General features: G+C 70.6%; 16 protein-coding genes. 10 read left to right on the plus strand and 6 right to left on the minus strand.

Features of this window, described 5'->3' with window-relative positions; translation table 11 throughout:
- Window positions 1–50: 50 nt before the first annotated feature.
- Window positions 51–581 (minus strand): YceI family protein, encoded by a 531-nt coding sequence (locus AC5WRL_RS08980; protein ID WP_496087826.1) that lies wholly within the window; start codon window positions 579–581, stop codon window positions 51–53.
- A gap of 84 nt (window positions 582–665) precedes the next feature.
- On the opposite strand from AC5WRL_RS08980, the gene AC5WRL_RS08985 reads away from it, so the two are divergent.
- Window positions 666–1,163, plus strand: coding sequence for a MarR family winged helix-turn-helix transcriptional regulator (locus tag AC5WRL_RS08985; protein ID WP_496087827.1), 498 nt, complete (start codon window positions 666–668; stop codon window positions 1,161–1,163).
- Here AC5WRL_RS08985 and AC5WRL_RS08990 read toward each other — a convergent pair.
- Window positions 1,114–2,340, minus strand: coding sequence for a THUMP-like domain-containing protein (locus AC5WRL_RS08990; protein ID WP_496087828.1), 1,227 nt, complete (start codon window positions 2,338–2,340; stop codon window positions 1,114–1,116). The genes AC5WRL_RS08985 and AC5WRL_RS08990 overlap by 50 nt on opposite strands.
- A gap of 63 nt (window positions 2,341–2,403) precedes the next feature.
- Here AC5WRL_RS08990 and AC5WRL_RS08995 point away from each other — a divergent pair, with 63 nt between their 5' ends.
- The 4 genes from AC5WRL_RS08995 to groL all read left to right on the plus strand — a co-directional run bounded on the left by AC5WRL_RS08995 (window position 2,404) and on the right by groL (window position 6,358).
- Window positions 2,404–3,324 (plus strand): polysaccharide deacetylase family protein, encoded by a 921-nt coding sequence (locus AC5WRL_RS08995; protein ID WP_496087829.1) that lies wholly within the window; start codon window positions 2,404–2,406, stop codon window positions 3,322–3,324.
- A 166-nt stretch (window positions 3,325–3,490) separates the two neighbouring features.
- A complete protein-coding gene (locus AC5WRL_RS09000; RefSeq protein WP_496087830.1) occupies window positions 3,491–4,081 on the plus strand; it encodes a hypothetical protein in 591 nt (196 codons plus the stop codon).
- Window positions 4,082–4,298: 217 nt separating this feature from the next.
- A complete protein-coding gene (gene groES, locus AC5WRL_RS09005) occupies window positions 4,299–4,610 on the plus strand; it encodes a co-chaperone GroES (protein ID WP_019431600.1) in 312 nt (103 codons plus the stop codon).
- 122 nt (window positions 4,611–4,732) lie between these two features.
- Window positions 4,733–6,358: a chaperonin GroEL gene (groL, locus tag AC5WRL_RS09010; RefSeq protein WP_496087831.1), complete on the plus strand. Its 1,626-nt coding sequence runs from the start codon at window positions 4,733–4,735 to the stop codon at window positions 6,356–6,358.
- Between the two features lie 114 nt (window positions 6,359–6,472).
- Here groL and AC5WRL_RS09015 read toward each other — a convergent pair whose 3' ends face one another.
- From AC5WRL_RS09015 to AC5WRL_RS09025, 3 genes are all read right to left on the minus strand, one after another.
- A complete protein-coding gene (locus tag AC5WRL_RS09015) occupies window positions 6,473–7,168 on the minus strand; it encodes an ester cyclase (protein WP_496087832.1) in 696 nt (231 codons plus the stop codon).
- 71 nt (window positions 7,169–7,239) lie between these two features.
- Window positions 7,240–8,052: an SDR family NAD(P)-dependent oxidoreductase gene (locus AC5WRL_RS09020; RefSeq protein ID WP_496087833.1), complete on the minus strand. Its 813-nt coding sequence runs from the start codon at window positions 8,050–8,052 to the stop codon at window positions 7,240–7,242.
- A 29-nt stretch (window positions 8,053–8,081) separates the two neighbouring features.
- The gene (locus AC5WRL_RS09025) at window positions 8,082–8,399 is read right to left on the minus strand and encodes a WhiB family transcriptional regulator (protein WP_496087834.1); all 318 of its coding nucleotides are present in this window, start codon (window positions 8,397–8,399) and stop codon (window positions 8,082–8,084) included.
- Between the two features lie 431 nt (window positions 8,400–8,830).
- Between AC5WRL_RS09025 and AC5WRL_RS09030 the strand changes: the two genes are divergently transcribed.
- The 5 genes from AC5WRL_RS09030 to AC5WRL_RS09050 all read left to right on the plus strand — a co-directional run bounded on the left by AC5WRL_RS09030 (window position 8,831) and on the right by AC5WRL_RS09050 (window position 13,469).
- Window positions 8,831–9,442 (plus strand): response regulator transcription factor, encoded by a 612-nt coding sequence (locus AC5WRL_RS09030; protein WP_019431595.1) that lies wholly within the window; start codon window positions 8,831–8,833, stop codon window positions 9,440–9,442.
- Between the two features lie 309 nt (window positions 9,443–9,751).
- Window positions 9,752–10,327: an RNA polymerase sigma factor ShbA gene (gene shbA / locus AC5WRL_RS09035; protein WP_496087835.1), complete on the plus strand. Its 576-nt coding sequence runs from the start codon at window positions 9,752–9,754 to the stop codon at window positions 10,325–10,327.
- 165 nt (window positions 10,328–10,492) lie between these two features.
- The gene (guaB, locus tag AC5WRL_RS09040) at window positions 10,493–11,998 is read left to right on the plus strand and encodes an IMP dehydrogenase (protein ID WP_496087836.1); all 1,506 of its coding nucleotides are present in this window, start codon (window positions 10,493–10,495) and stop codon (window positions 11,996–11,998) included.
- A gap of 28 nt (window positions 11,999–12,026) precedes the next feature.
- Window positions 12,027–12,293 carry a hypothetical protein gene (locus tag AC5WRL_RS09045; RefSeq protein ID WP_496087837.1) on the plus strand — a complete coding sequence of 89 codons (267 nt, stop codon included), beginning with the start codon at window positions 12,027–12,029 and terminating at the stop codon, window positions 12,291–12,293.
- A 60-nt stretch (window positions 12,294–12,353) separates the two neighbouring features.
- The gene (locus tag AC5WRL_RS09050) at window positions 12,354–13,469 is read left to right on the plus strand and encodes a GuaB3 family IMP dehydrogenase-related protein (RefSeq protein ID WP_496087838.1); all 1,116 of its coding nucleotides are present in this window, start codon (window positions 12,354–12,356) and stop codon (window positions 13,467–13,469) included.
- A gap of 80 nt (window positions 13,470–13,549) precedes the next feature.
- Here the strand turns inward: AC5WRL_RS09050 and AC5WRL_RS09055 are convergent, their stop codons facing one another.
- A complete protein-coding gene (locus tag AC5WRL_RS09055) occupies window positions 13,550–14,788 on the minus strand; it encodes a nucleotide sugar dehydrogenase (RefSeq protein ID WP_496087839.1) in 1,239 nt (412 codons plus the stop codon).
- Between the last annotated feature and the right edge of the window lie 119 nt (window positions 14,789–14,907).

The following is a 14,907-nucleotide window of genomic DNA, read 5'->3' on the forward strand; positions in this document are numbered from 1 at the left end:
GTCCGGGAAGAGACCCCCGGGTGCCCCGTGCCGAGCGGGTTATGCGCGGATCATGCGCGGACGAACCGCACGGTCAGTGTGAGCCTGGCGGGGCCCTTCATCATCCGGGCTCGGTTCCAGGTCATGCCGTGGTCGGCGGGGTCGATCTCCGGCTCGGCGCGGAGGGTGACGGCACGGGGGGTGATCTCGGTGGCGCTGGCGGTGAGGGTGAGCGGCCGGGTGATGCCGGCGACGGTCAGTTCGCCGCTGACGCGTACCCGGGCGCCGTCCTCGGCCGTGACCTGTTCGGCGGCGAAGAGGATCTTCGGGTGGTTCTCGACGTCGAAGAAGTCGGCGGTCCGCAGATGCCGGTCGCGTGGGGCGTTGCGGGTGTCGAGCGAGCCGGCGCCGATGGTGAGGGTGCCGCGCGCGGTGCCGTCCTTCAGCAGGTCGGCGTGGCCGCCGAGCTCCCCGAAGGTGCCGGTGACGGTGACCAGCCCCCAGAAGTTCTTGCGGGCGAACTCCACGGTGGAGCCCGCGGCGTCCAGCTCCCAGCGGCCGGCGGTCAGCTGGGTCAGTTCGGCGGACAGTTCGGTCGACATGGCAATCCTCTTACTGGCTATTAAGTAACTAGCGAGATATTAACGAGGCCGGTTATCCTTCCGCAAGAGTGAGGAGGGACGGGGATGCGGACGGATGAGGGTGGGCCGGACTGCCCCCAGGGCGGCGAGCGCGAGCTGCTTCAGCAGTGGCACGCCATGCAGACCGGCTTCCGCCGCCTGACCGACCGGCTGCTGGCCGAGGTCGCCGCCGAGACGGGGGTGGCCGAGTCCTCGTTCCAGGTGCTGTGGCACCTGGTCACCGCGCCCGGCCGCGCCGCGCCGATGCGCGAGCTGACCCAGGCCCTCGGCTTCTCCACCGCCGGCACCACCAAGGTCGTGGACCGCCTCGCCCACCAGGGGCTGGTGGACCGCCGCCCCTCCCGTATGGACCGCCGGGTCGTCTACGCCGTGCTCACCGAGGACGGCGCCACCACCGCCACCGCCGCCGCCCGCGCGCTGGCCGGCGCGCTGCGCCGCCACCTGGTCGAGCCGCTGGGGCCCGAGCGGTGCGCCGGCCTGGCGGCGGACCTGCTCACCCTGAACGACGCGGAGAGCGGTCCAGCGGCCGGCCCAGCAGCATGACCGGGGCGCCGGACAGCCGGGTCACGATGACCGTGGCGCGGTTCGGTCCGGCCGGCTTGAGGCGTTTGCGCAGCTCGTCGGGGTCGATGGCCGAGCCGCGCTTCTTGACCGTCACCGTGCCCACGCCGCGCTCGCGCAGCAGGGCCCGCAGTCGTTTCACGTTGAACGGCAGTACGTCGCTGATCTCGTAGCCGCTGGCGTACGCGGCGGCGGTCGCGGGCGCCGGCGCGTCCGTCGTGATGTAGGCGATGGTCGGATCCAGCAGCCGGCCGTCCAGCCGCCCGGCCACCTCCGCCACCAGATGGGCGCGGATCACCGCCCCGTCCGGCTCGTACAGGTAGCGTCCCGGCGGCCCCGCCGGGGCCTGTCCGGTGGCGCCGGTCAGACTCTCGCCGCCCGGCAGCAGCGTGGCCCGGCGCACGCCCGCCCCGCCCGTACCGAACCACAGCACCGCCTCCTTCACCTCCCCGCGGTCCGAGACCCACTCCGCCTCCGCCTCCGCCGGGATCGCCTCGTGCGGGATGCCGGGGGCGACCTTCAGCGCCGCGTACGGGGCGCGGGCCGCCGCGCCCAGCGCCCAGGACAGCGGGGGTGAGTACGCCTCGGGGTCGAAGATCCGGCCCCGCCCGCCGCGCCGGGCGGGGTCGACGAACACCGCGTCGAACCCGGCCGGGTCCACCTCGGTGACGTCCGCGCACCGCACCTCGATCAGCTCGCCCAGCCCCAGTGCGGCGGCGTTGGCCTCGGCCACGGCGCAGGTGAGCGGGTCGCGGTCGACGGCGAGCACGGCGATGCCGGCCCGGGCGAGCGCGATCGCGTCGCCGCCGATGCCGCAGCACAGATCGGCCACCCGCCGTACGCCGAGGTCCGCCATCCGCCGGGCGCGCCAGGTGGCGACCGTCGTACGGGTGGCCTGCTCGACGCCGTGCGGGGTGAAGTACATGCGGGCCGCGTCGGCCGGCCCGAACTTGGCCGCCGCCCGCTGCCGCAGCCGGGCCTGGCCGATGGCGGCCGAGACCAGGCCGGCGGGGTGGTCGCGGCGCAGCCGGGTGGCGAGGGTGAGTTCGTCCGCCGGGTCGAAGTCCCGCAGTTCGGCGAGCAGCTGCCGGCCCTCGGGGCTCAGCAGGGCGTCGAAGGTGGATCGGGCGGGGGAATCGGATGCGGCCACGTGGGTCATTCTCCCCGGTGCGCCGGTACGTCGTGCCGCGTGTCCCTGGTGGGCGGTGCCAGCATCCGCTCCATGAGGATTATCGGACAAGTAAGACAAAAGTCTTTCCTCTGGACCGGGCTCACCGGCATCACCCTGTGCGGCCTGCTCTCCTGCGGCACCGCCCCCGCCCCCACCGGCGCAGCCCCCGTCCCCGACGCCGCGCTGGGCGCACCGCAGCGCGCCCAGGCCCGTACCGCCGCCGAAGCGCTCACCGCGTACGCCGCCGACCTGGTGAAGGCCGAGGCCAAGCGGCTCGCCGCCGCCAAGAGCTGGGGCCTGCGCAAGGCCCCGCTGCGCCCGCCGGCCCCGCCCCGGAAGAAACTCACCCCGGAGACCGAGCCGGGCCACATCGACGGCAAGGGCCTGCCGGCCGTCATCACCCGGGTCCCCACGGACGACAAGGTCGTCTTCCTCACCATCGACGACGGCGCCCACAAGGACCCCGAGCTGCTGGACATGCTCCGCGAACTCGACGTCCCGGTCAGCGCCTTCCTCTCCGACTACGTGGCCCGCGACGACTACGACTACTTCCGCGCCGCCCGCGACGACGGCTGGGGCATCCACAACCACACCGTCAACCACCGCGAACTCCCCCGGCTCTCCGCCAAGGAACAGCGCGCGGAGATCTGCGACCAGCAGGACACCCTGGAGGAGGAGATCGGCGAACGCCCCACGATGTTCCGTCCCCCGTACGGGGCGTACGACCGCGACACCCTGCGCGCCGCCGCCTCCTGCGGGGTGGAGGTGGTCCCGCTGTGGGCCGAGGAAGCCTTCCCCGACCGCATCGACTGGGGCCGCGCCGACAAGAAACTCCACCCGGGCGACATCATCCTCACCCATTTCCGGGGCACCTCGGAATGGGCGGGCACGATGCCCGACATGATCCGCCGGGTCCTCAACACCGCCACCTCCCAGGGCTTCGCCGTCGCCCGCCTGGAGGACTACCTCTGAGAACCGGGTGATGCGCCGTGAAACACCACTGACGTAGAGTCAGCACGCGGCGGGGGGCCGTGCCAGGCCGGGACACCCCCGCTCCGTCTTTCACGACCGGGGGGGTCGAATGAGAATGACGCCGGCGGTGATCGTGGGTCTTTCCCTTTGCCTGGGGGCCTGCTCGATGCCCGAAGCACGGCGGCTTACCCACACCGAGGGCGGCGGGCCGCTGTCCGCGCAGTCGGTGGGGGTGGAACTCAGCGCCTGGGCGCCGCGGGCCACGCCCTGGGACGTCGCTTTCGGCGGGATGGTGCTGTGTTCCACGGATGGATCCGAGATCGAGATCGAGGACATCCGCCACGAGACCGCCGTGGCACCGCTGGCCATCGAACGGAGGTTCCGCGTTCTTGACGCCGAGGACGTTCCGCCGGACTGGGAGGAGCACAGCGACGGCTACCTCGTCGTGTACGGCGGAATCGGCCGGCTGCCGCATCTCGACCACGGTGACCTCGCCGGGGACATCATTCCCGCCGGGCCCGGTCACCCGGTGAGCCAGAAGTGCGAGGAGGTCAAGGAGATCGAGCACGGCTTCACCGAGCTCTTCCTCCAGCTCAAGGTGGGCGAGAGTGGTGCGCACATCGCCAATACCTGGATCGATTACCGGGCGGGCGGCCACTCGTTCACCCTCGATCTGGCGTGGAGCGTCATCGCCTGCGGCGAGGACATCCCGGTGATCGGCGGGACCGACTTCTGTGAGGGCACCGCCGAGGACTGAACGGTCGGCCGGCCTGCCCGTGGGGTGCGCAGGGGGCGCGTGTTGGCACTCTGGTTGACTGAGTGCTAATCGGCGCCTACGCTCAAGGCTGGCACTCTCCACCGGTGAGTGCCAGCAATGCGCGACGGGCGGATCCGGCACCCGCGACGACGGGTCCTCCAGGGCGCTATCACAAGACAGCAGACCCTTAAGAGCTCTCCGAAGGGGGAGGTCGGACGTGACCGCCACCACCAGTTCCAAGGTTGCCATCAAGCCGCTTGAGGACCGCATTGTGGTCCAGCCGCTCGATGCCGAGCAGACCACGGCCTCCGGCCTGGTCATCCCGGACACCGCGAAGGAGAAGCCCCAGGAGGGCACCGTCCTCGCCGTGGGCCCGGGCCGCTTCGAGAACGGCGACCGCCTGCCGCTCGACGTCAAGGTCGGCGACATCGTGCTGTACAGCAAGTACGGCGGCACCGAGGTGAAGTACAACGGCGAGGAGTACCTGGTGCTCTCCGCCCGCGATGTGCTCGCCATCATCGAGAAGTAAGCCCCAGCGCTTCGCTTCACCCGGCCGCGCCCCGGCTCCCCGTCACAGACAAGCCGGGAGAGGGGCGCGGCTGTTTCTTTCAGCTTCGGCTTCCACACACTTTTACGAGGGATGCGCACGTCATGGCGAAGATCCTGAAGTTCGACGAGGACGCCCGGCGCGCCCTCGAACGCGGTGTCAACCAGCTCGCGGACGCGGTGAAGGTGACCATCGGCCCCAAGGGCCGCAACGTGGTCATCGACAAGAAGTTCGGCGCCCCGACCATCACCAACGACGGCGTCACCATCGCCCGTGAGGTGGAGATCGAGGACCCGTACGAGAACCTCGGCGCCCAGCTGGTGAAGGAGGTGGCGACCAAGACCAACGACATCGCGGGTGACGGCACCACCACCGCCACCGTCCTGGCCCAGGCGCTGGTCCGCGAGGGTCTGCGCAACGTCGCCGCCGGTGCCTCCCCGGCCGCCCTGAAGAAGGGCATCGACGCCGCGGTCCGCGCCATCTCGGACGACCTGCTGGCCACCGCCCGCCCGATCGACTCCAAGGAGGACATCGCCGCCGTCGCCGCGCTGTCCGCCCAGGACAAGCAGGTCGGCGAGCTCATCGCGCAGGCGATGGACAAGGTCGGCAAGGACGGTGTCATCACCGTCGAGGAGTCCCAGACCTTCGGCCTGGAGCTGGACTTCACCGAGGGCATGGCCTTCGACAAGGGCTACCTGTCCCCGTACTTCGTCACCGACCAGGAGCGTATGGAGGCCGTCCTCGACGACCCGTACATCCTGATCCACCAGGGCAAGATCTCCGCCATCCAGGATCTGCTCCCGCTGCTGGAGAAGATCATGCAGGCCGGCGGGGGCTCCAAGCCGCTGCTGATCATCGCCGAGGACGTCGAGGGCGAGGCGCTGTCCACCCTCGTCGTCAACAAGATCCGTGGCACCTTCAACGCGGTGGCCGTCAAGGCGCCCGGCTTCGGTGACCGCCGCAAGGCCATGCTCGGCGACATCGCCACCCTCACCAACGCCACCGTGATCTCCGAGGAGGTCGGCCTCAAGCTGGAGCAGTCCGGCCTCGATGTGCTCGGCACCGCCCGCCGGGTCACCATCACCAAGGACGACACCACCATCGTGGACGGCGCCGGCGACACCGCCGACGTCACCGGCCGGGTCAACCAGATCAAGGCCGAGATCGAGTCCACCGACTCCGACTGGGACCGCGAGAAGCTCCAGGAGCGCCTCGCCAAGCTGGCCGGCGGCGTGTGCGTGATCCGGGTCGGCGCCGCCACCGAGGTGGAGCTGAAGGAGAAGAAGCACCGTCTGGAGGACGCCATCTCCGCGACCCGCGCCGCGGTCGAGGAGGGCATCGTCCCCGGTGGTGGCGCCTCGCTGGTGCACGCCGCCAAGGTGCTGGAGGGCGGCCTGGACAAGGAGGGCGACGAGGCCACCGGTGTCGCCGTCGTGCGCCGCGCCGTCGTCGAGCCGCTGCGCTGGATCGCCGAGAACGCCGGCCTCGAAGGCTACGTCATCACCTCCAAGGTCGCGGACCTGGACAAGGGCGAGGGCTTCAACGCCGCCACCGGCGAGTACGGCGACCTGGTGAAGGCCGGCGTCATCGACCCGGTCAAGGTCACCCGCTCCGCGCTGGAGAACGCCGCCTCCATCGCCTCCCTCCTCCTCACCACCGAGACCCTCGTGGTGGAGAAGAAGGAAGAGGAGCCGGAGGCCGCCGGCGGCGGTCACGGCCACAGCCACTGAGGCCATCGCGCCGCTGACGCCACGCGTCAGTGCGTACGGAAGGCCCCCGGCTCGCCCGTTTCCCGGGCGGGGTGGGGGCCTTCTCCCGTCAGCGGCGCCACGGCGCGGTCAGGTTCAGGTCTCGACCAGGCCGAGCTGGCTCATCACACCGAGCTGGTCCCAGTTCCACCAGCCCTCGGCGATCTTCCCGCCCGCGAAGCGGAAAGTGGTGTGGCCGGTGATGGTCAGCGGCCGGCCGGTGGGTTCGAGCCCGAGGTACTCACCGGAGTGGGTCCCCGTGACCGTCCACCGGGTCGTCACCAGATCGCCCTCCGCGATCTGCTGTTCGATGACGAACACCGGCTCGAAGGCACTGATGTACATGCCCGCCTGCTCCTTGAACTCCCGCAGCCCGAGGGGGTCGGCCGCGTTGCCGGGGTCGTGGTCGGCGTACTCCGGGCTGAGGAGCCCGTCCGCCGCGCCGAGGTCCCGGTCATTGATCACGGTCTCGAAGAAGGCGCGTGCCGCGCGCTTGTTGAGCTGCTCGTCGCGGACGACATCCAGGTCGGTGAACCGTGGGACGTCGTCGCACAGTTCCATCATCTCCTTGAATATCCGATCGGTTTCCGGGAGCTTCGAATTGCTCATCGCCTCCTCGTACGAGGGAAACTCCACGATCTCCACGACATGAGTGGAATCCGACCGGTCCTTGCCGACGATCGAGTGGGTAGCCGTACGCTTTCCCCTGGTCGCCTCGGTCCAGCGGTCCATGAGACGGTTCATCTCACCGACCTTTTTGGTTTTGAGGTCAATTACCTGCACGAACGTCATGGTGGATTCCCTCGGGAGAGTGCATTCACCTCACGCTGTCAGTCTAAAACCGGGGGCGTGATCATTTCCTGCTACTCCCCAGGGGTATCCGTCCCGGCCCCCGGTCCCTCCCGGCGCGGCCCGTACTTCCGCCCCGCCCGGCCGGTGATCCCGCCCAGCGCCCCGCGCGGCACCAGCTTCGCCGCCCCCATGAGCGCCTTGTAGCGCGGATCGGGGATCGACACGGACCGCCCGCGGGCCAGATCCCGCAGCCCCGCGTCCACCACCTTGTCGGCGTCCAGCCACATCCACTCCGGAATGGCGCCGGTGCCCATCCGGGCCCGCTGATGGAACTCGGTGCGTACGAACCCCGGGCACAGCGCCATCAGCCGCACCCCGCTGCCCGCCATGTCCCGGGCCGCGCCCTGGGTGAACTGCACCACCCACGCCTTGGACGCCCCGTACGTCCCGCGCGGTACGAACGCCGCCACCGAGGCCACGTTCACCACCCCGCCGCGCCGCCTGGCCCGCATGGTGGTGACGGCCGCCGTGGTCAGCCGCAGCACCGCCTCGCAGTGCACCTTCAGCATCCGCAGCTCGTCCGCCATGGGCACGTCCGGATAGACCCCCTTGAGCCCGAATCCGGCGTTGTTGACCAGCAGGTCCACGGGGTGGCGGCGGTCGCCGAGCCGTTCCTCGACCGCCGCGATCCCCTCGTCCTCGGCCAGGTCGGCGACCAGCACCGCGGCCTCGATCCCGTGCAGATCGTGCAATTCGGCCGCCGTGCTCCGCAGCCGCTCCGCGTCGCGCGCCACCAGCACCAGATTGTGGCCGTCGCGCGCCAGCCGCCGGGCGAAGGCGGCCCCGATCCCGGCGGTGGCTCCCGTCACCAATGCAGTTGTCATAAGCGGAGACGGTAGCCGGTCGGCTCCGGTCAGTCCCGGCGGGTTGGCGTGTTCGCGTCGACAAGCCCGCGGCGGGCGCGGCCCATCAGCTCCTCGCGTTCGTCCTCGGTCAGCCCGCCCCACACGCCGTACGGCTCACGTACGGCCAGGGCGTGCGCCGCGCACTCCGAACGCACCGGGCAGCGCATGCACACTTCCTTCGCCTGTGTCTCGCGGGCGCTGCGGGCGGCGCCGCGTTCGCCCTCGGGGTGGAAGAACAGGGAACTGTCCACCCCTCGGCAGGCGGCGAGCAACTGCCAGTCCCACAGATCGGCGTTCGGGCCCGGAAGCCGGGAGAAATCTGCCATGAGAGTGTCCCATCGGATACGAGCTGTCGTGCTGGCCCGGTGTGGTGTGACCCGGTCAGTCCACATCCGCCGCCGTCGGGCAGATGTAAATATGACTACCAGCCGAATATATCCGGAAACCTCTTGAAAAGGGCAAGAGCGTCTAAATAGGGCAAAAACGAATGTTCGGCGTGTTGGGCGAAGCGCGCCTATCGCGTGACGGAACCGTCACGTAGAGTGCGGAAGGCTGTGGGGTCGATAGCCCAAGGGCGATCGAAGGTGAAGTACGGAAGCCGTAACTCTTTCGGGTGACCGTCGTTGAGAGGGCGGAGGCGGTTGACGGAAGAGACCACCGCCCGGACCAGGAAGGTCCGGGGCTGTCAATCGCACAGGTGACGACACACAACAGCCTGGAGGCTCAACGTGATGCGCATCAGCTGCGGAGGCCGGCCATGACGTCCGTTCTTGTCTGCGACGACTCCCCGCTCGCCCGGGAAGCCCTGCGCCGCGCGGTCGCCACCGTGCCCGGCGTGGAGCGGGTCACCACGGCGGCCAACGGCGAGGAAGTCCTCCGCCGCTGGGGTGCCGACCGGTCCGATCTCATCCTGATGGACGTCCGGATGCCGGGGCTCGGGGGGGTGGAGACCGTACGCCGGCTGCTGTCCGCCGACCCCGGCGCCCGCATCATCATGCTGACCGTGGCCGAGGACCTCGACGGCGTCGCCCTCGCCGTCGCCGCCGGTGCCCGTGGCTATCTGCACAAGGACGCCTCGCGCGCCGAACTGCGGGCCACCGTCACCCAGGCGCTGGCCGACCCGACCTGGCGGCTCGCCCCGCGCCGGCTGCGCTCCTCCGACATGGGCGCCGCCCCCACCCTCACCGCCCGGGAGATCCAGGTGCTGGAGGGAATGAGCCACGGACGGTCCAACGCCGAGATCGGACGTGAGCTTTTTCTCTCCGAGGACACCGTCAAGACCCACGCCCGCCGACTGTTCAAAAAGCTCGGTGCCTCCGACCGCGCACACGCCGTGGCCTTGGGTTTCCGCTGGGGCCTGGTCCGCTGAGGCGGCCGGGCCACAAGAACCGGACGGGGAGGGGCGGCCCGTGTCTGTCGCCCCGTCCGGCACGGAGCGGGCCTGAAACTTTCCCCGGTGCCGCATGCTTGAAGCATGACGCTCCTTGGGGACGAGCCGGCCAGGTGCGAGGGGAGGGCCCGGGATATGCGGGATATGACGGTCAGCGGCACTCCCGCTCCGGACACCTCGAACGCCTCGAACGTTTCGCAGACATCTCAGCACGCTTCACATAACGCTTCGGTGCACAACTCCGCACACGGTGCACCGGACCGCGCCGCGACGGTGCACCATGGACCGATGCGCGATGACGAGACCACGGCGATCGGCGCCCTCGTCCATCGGGCCGCCGAGGGCGACGCCCAGGCGACTCATGACCTGCTGGCCCACGTGCACCCACTGGCGGTGCGCTACTGCCGCACCCGGCTGGCCCGGCTGCCCGGCGAGGCCCGGCACTTCGTCGACGATCTGGCACAGGAAGTCTGCCTGGCGGTGCTCTACGCGCTGCCCCGCTACCGTGACACCGGCCGGCCCTTCGACGCGTTCGTGGTGGCCATCGCCCAGCACAAGGTCGCCGACCTCCAGCGGGCGGCGATGCGCGGGCCCGGATCCACCGTCGTCCCCTCCGACGAGATGCCCGAACGGGCGGATGACTCGCTCGGCCCCGAGGAGCGGGCGCTGCTCAGCAGCGACGCCGAGTGGGCGCGCAAGCTGCTGGCGAACCTCCCCGACCATCTGCGGGAGCTGGTGCTGCTGCGGGTCGCGATCGGACTGACCGCCGAGGAGACCGGGCAGAAGCTGGGTATGTCGCCGGGGGCCGTGCGGGTGGCGCAGCACCGGGCACTCAGCCGGCTGCGGGCCCTCGCCGGGCGCTGAGACGTTCGGTACGTCACCAGGATCACTGCCGGAGCATAAGCGGCCGGTAAGAGGACGCCGCCGGTTCCGCTTAGCATGGACAGCCAGGCTGGGCAAGGGTGCGTAGGCCGAATGGATGCGTGCGTGACGGACAGCGCGTGAGCCGCGAGCGTGGAGAGGGCAGACATGAGTGATCACACCGAGGGAATCCCGGACAAGTTCGCGGCGCTCGGCCTGACCTTCGACGATGTGCTGCTGCTGCCGGGCGCCGCCGACATGGCGCCGAGCGACATCGACACCTCCTCGTACATCTCCCGCAACGTACGGGTCAACGTCCCCCTGCTGTCGGCGGCCATGGACAAGGTCACCGAGGCGCGGATGGCCATCGCCATGGCGCGGCAGGGCGGCGCGGGCGTGCTGCACCGCAATCTGTCCATCGAGGAGCAGGCCGCCCAGGTCGACCGGGTCAAGCGCTCCGAGTCGGGCATGGTCACCGACCCGATCACCATCCGGCCCGACGCGTCGCTGCGCGAGGCCGACGAGCTGTGCGGGCGGTTCCGGATCAGCGGGGTGCCGGTCACCGACGCCGCCGGGAAGCTGCTGGGCATCGTCACCAACCGTGACATGGCCTTCGAGCCGGACCGCAGCCGCCAGGTGCGCGAGGTCATGACGCCGATGCCGCTGGTCACCGGCCAGGTCGGGATCTCCGGCCAGGCGGCGATGGAACTGCTGCGCCGGCACAAGATCGAGAAGCTGCCGCTGGTGGACGCGGAGGGCCGGCTCGGCGGGCTGATCACCGTCAAGGACTTCGTGAAGGCGGAGAAGTACCCCAACGCCGCCAAGGACGCCGAGGGCCGGCTCATCGTCGGTGCGGCGGTCGGGGTCGCCGGGGACGCGTACGAGCGCGCCCAGGCGCTGATCGAGGCGGGCGTGGACTTCGTGGTCGTGGACATCGCGCACGGCCACTCCAAGCTGGTCCCGGAGACGGCCGCCAAGATCAAGTCGAACTACGACCGGGTCGATGTGGTGGCCGGCAACGTGGCCACCAGGGACGGCGCGAAGGCGCTGGTGGACGCCGGGGTCGACGGCATCAAGGTCGGGGTCGGTCCCGGCTCGATCTGCACCACCCGGGTGGTGGCCGGCATCGGCGTGCCGCAGGTGACGGCGATCTACGAGGCGGCCCTGGCGGCGCGCGAGGCCGGCATCCCGGTGATCGGCGACGGCGGCCTCCAGTACAGCGGTGACATCGCCAAGGCGCTGGTCGCCGGGGCGGACACCGTGATGCTGGGCAGCCTGCTGGCCGGCTGCGAGGAGTCGCCGGGCGAGATGCAGTTCATCAACGGCAAGCAGTTCAAGTCGTACCGGGGGATGGGCTCGCTGGGCGCGATGCAGTCGCGCGGTGAGCGGCGCTCGTACTCCAAGGACCGGTACTTCCAGGAGGCGGTCGGCGACGACGACAAGCTGATCCCCGAGGGCATCGAGGGCCAGGTGCCCTACCGCGGGCCGCTGGCGTCCGTGGTGCACCAGCTGGTGGGCGGGCTGCACCAGTCGATGTACTACCTGGGCGGCCGTACCGTGCCGGAGATCAAGGAGCGCGGCCGGTTCGTCCGGATCACGGCGGCCGGCCTCAAGGAGAGCCACCCGCACGACATCCAGATGACGACCGAGGCCCCGAACTACTCGCGGCGCTGACGCGTCAGTAGCCCCTAAGCTGGGCCTCATGCTTTATGCGATGAAGTTCAGCGAGGAGGCGGCGCGGTCTCGTGATGGCCTGCCCGCGGACCGCCGGGCCCTGCTGGAGCGGGGTCTGGCGGTGCTGGCCCAGGACCCGCGCCCGAAGATGTCGGTGCCGATCTCGGGTGACGAGGCCACCAGATCGCTGGCGCTCACCCCGAATATCGCGATCGAGTACGTGGTGAGTGACGGCCTGCTGCTGGTGCTGGTGATCCACGTTGTGGACTTCACCCAGGTCCTGCTGGAGGAATGACCGGGCGGCTCGGGGATACTGGGAGGCTGCCGGGCGAATGTACACGGAAAGGCTCTTCAGGTGACGGAGATCGAGATCGGGCGCGGGAAGCGCGGGCGGCGGGCGTACGCGTTCGATGACATCGCGGTGGTGCCCAGCCGGCGTACCCGGGACCCCAAGGAGGTCTCGATCGCCTGGCAGATCGACGCCTACCGCTTCGAGCTGCCGTTCCTGGCCGCGCCGATGGACTCGGTGGTGTCGCCGGCGACCGCGATCCGGATCGGTGAGCTGGGCGGGCTCGGGGTGCTGAACCTTGAGGGCCTGTGGACCCGTTACGAGGACCCCGAGCCGCTGCTGGCGGAGATCGCCGAGCTGTCGGAGGAGGGCGCCAACCGGCGGTTGCAGGAGATTTACGCGGCGCCGATCCGCGAGGAGCTGATCGGGCAGCGCATCAAGGAGGTACGGGACGCGGGCGTCGTCACGGCCGCCGCGCTGTCGCCGCAGCGCACCGCGCAGTTCTCCAAGGCGGTGGTGGACGCGGGCGTGGATCTGTTCGTGATCCGTGGCACCACGGTGTCGGCCGAGCATGTGTCGGGCGCGGCCGAGCCGCTGAACCTCAAGCAGTTCATCTACGAGCTGGACGTGCCGGTGATCGTCGGCGGCTGCGCCACGTACACGGCGGCGCTGCATCTGATGCGGACCGGTGCGGCCGGGGTGCTGGTGGGCTTCGGCGGGGGCGCGGCGCACACGACGCGCAATGTGCTGGGCATCCAGGTGCCGATGGCGACGGCGGTGGCCGATGTGGCGGCGGCGCGCCGGGACTACATGGACGAGTCGGGCGGCCGGTATGTGCATGTGATCGCGGACGGCGGGGTCGGCTGGTCCGGCGATCTGCCGAAGGCGATCGCCTGCGGTGCGGACGCGGTGATGATGGGTTCGCCGCTGGCGCGGGCCACGGACGCGCCGGGGCGCGGGAATCACTGGGGCATGGAGGCGGTGCACGAGGATGTGCCGCGCGGCAAGAAGGTGCGGCTGGGCACGGTCGGTTCGACGGCCGAGATCCTGACCGGCCCCTCGCACATTCCGGACGGTTCGATGAACTTCTTCGGCGCGCTGCGCCGGGCGATGGCGACGACGGGCTATTCGGAGCTGAAGGAATTCCAGCGCGTGGAGGTCACGGTCGCGGCGTCGAGCTGACCCGCTGCTGAGAGCTGACGAGCTGACGAGGGCCCGGTCCGTGCTGGTGCGCGGATCGGGCCCTTTTCGCGCGGTGCCCGTCACAGGCGGTAGGCGGCTCCGGTGGGGGTGGCGCCTCTGGTGTCCAGGAGGAGTTGGGCCTTGGCGGCGAGGCCCTGGAGGTCGTAGACCGAGTGGTGCTGGAGCAGCAGCGTCAGGTCGGCGCCGGCGGCGGCCTCGTAGAGGGAGTCGGCGCGGGGGATGGGCTGGTCGCCGGCCCGCCACTGGGTGACGTAGGGGTCGTGGAAGCTGAGCCGGCCGCCGAGTTCGATGAGGCGGCGGGCGATCTCGCGGGCCGGGGCGCCCTGCTGGTCGGGCAGGTCGGGCTTGTAGGTGACGCCGAGGAGCAGCAGCCGGGCGCCGCGCACGGACTTGCCGTACTCGTTGAGGAGGGCGGCGGCGCGCTGGGTGACGTAGCCGGGCATCCGGGAGTTGACCTCCTGGGCCAGTTCGACCATCCGCAGCCGGCCGGGGGCGATGTCGATGGGGGCGGCGTGGCCGCCGACGCCGGGGCCGGGGCGGAAGGAGCGGAAGCCGAAGGGTTTGGTCTCGGCGCAGCGCACCACGTCCCACAGGTCGACGCCGAGTTCGTGGCAGAGCACGGCCATCTCGTTGACGAGGGCGATGTTGACGTGCCGGTAGTTGGTTTCGAGGACCTTGACGGTTTCGGCTTCCTTGACGCCCTTGGCGCGTACCACCTTGTCGGTGAGCCGTCCGTAGAAGGCGGCGGCGGCCTCGGTACAGGCGGGGGTGAGGCCGCCGATGACGCGGGGGGTGCCGGCGTAGTCGTAGCTGCGGTTGCCGGGGTCCAGCCGGCCGGGGGCGTGGGCGAGGTGGAAGTCGTGGCCGGCGCGCAGTCCTGAGCCGGCTTCGAGGGCGGGGGCGAGGAGGTCCTCGGTGGTGCCGGGGGGGACAGTGGATTCGAGGACGACGAGGGTGCGGGGGCGCAGCCGGGGGGCGAGGGTACGGGCGGCCTCGTGGACGCCGGTGAGGTCGAGGGTGCGGTGGTCGGCGGCCGGTGGGGTGGGGGCGCAGATGAGGGCGGTGCGGACCCGGGTGAGGACGGCGGGGTCGCTGGTGGCGTGGAAGCCGGCGGCGAGCATGCGGCGCAGGTCGGGTGCGGTGAGGGTGCTGCCGGCCGGGGGGCGGCCGGCGTTGAGTTCGGCGGCGGTGTGCTGGTCGTCGGTGTAGCCGACGGTGCCGACGCCGATGGCGGAGGCGGCTTGCGCGGCGGGCAGACCCAGATGGCCCAGTCCCAGGACGGCGAGGTCAGCGGGCATGTGCGGTGGGTTCCCTTCTCCCCTGTCCCGGTGCGCAAGAACGCACATATATGACATATATAGCGGATTGTCAGCCTGGCACGGTGGGTGCCGCGCGGGGGCGGTGGAAGGGGAAATGG

The organism is Streptomyces sp. NTD107, assembly GCF_059510435.1.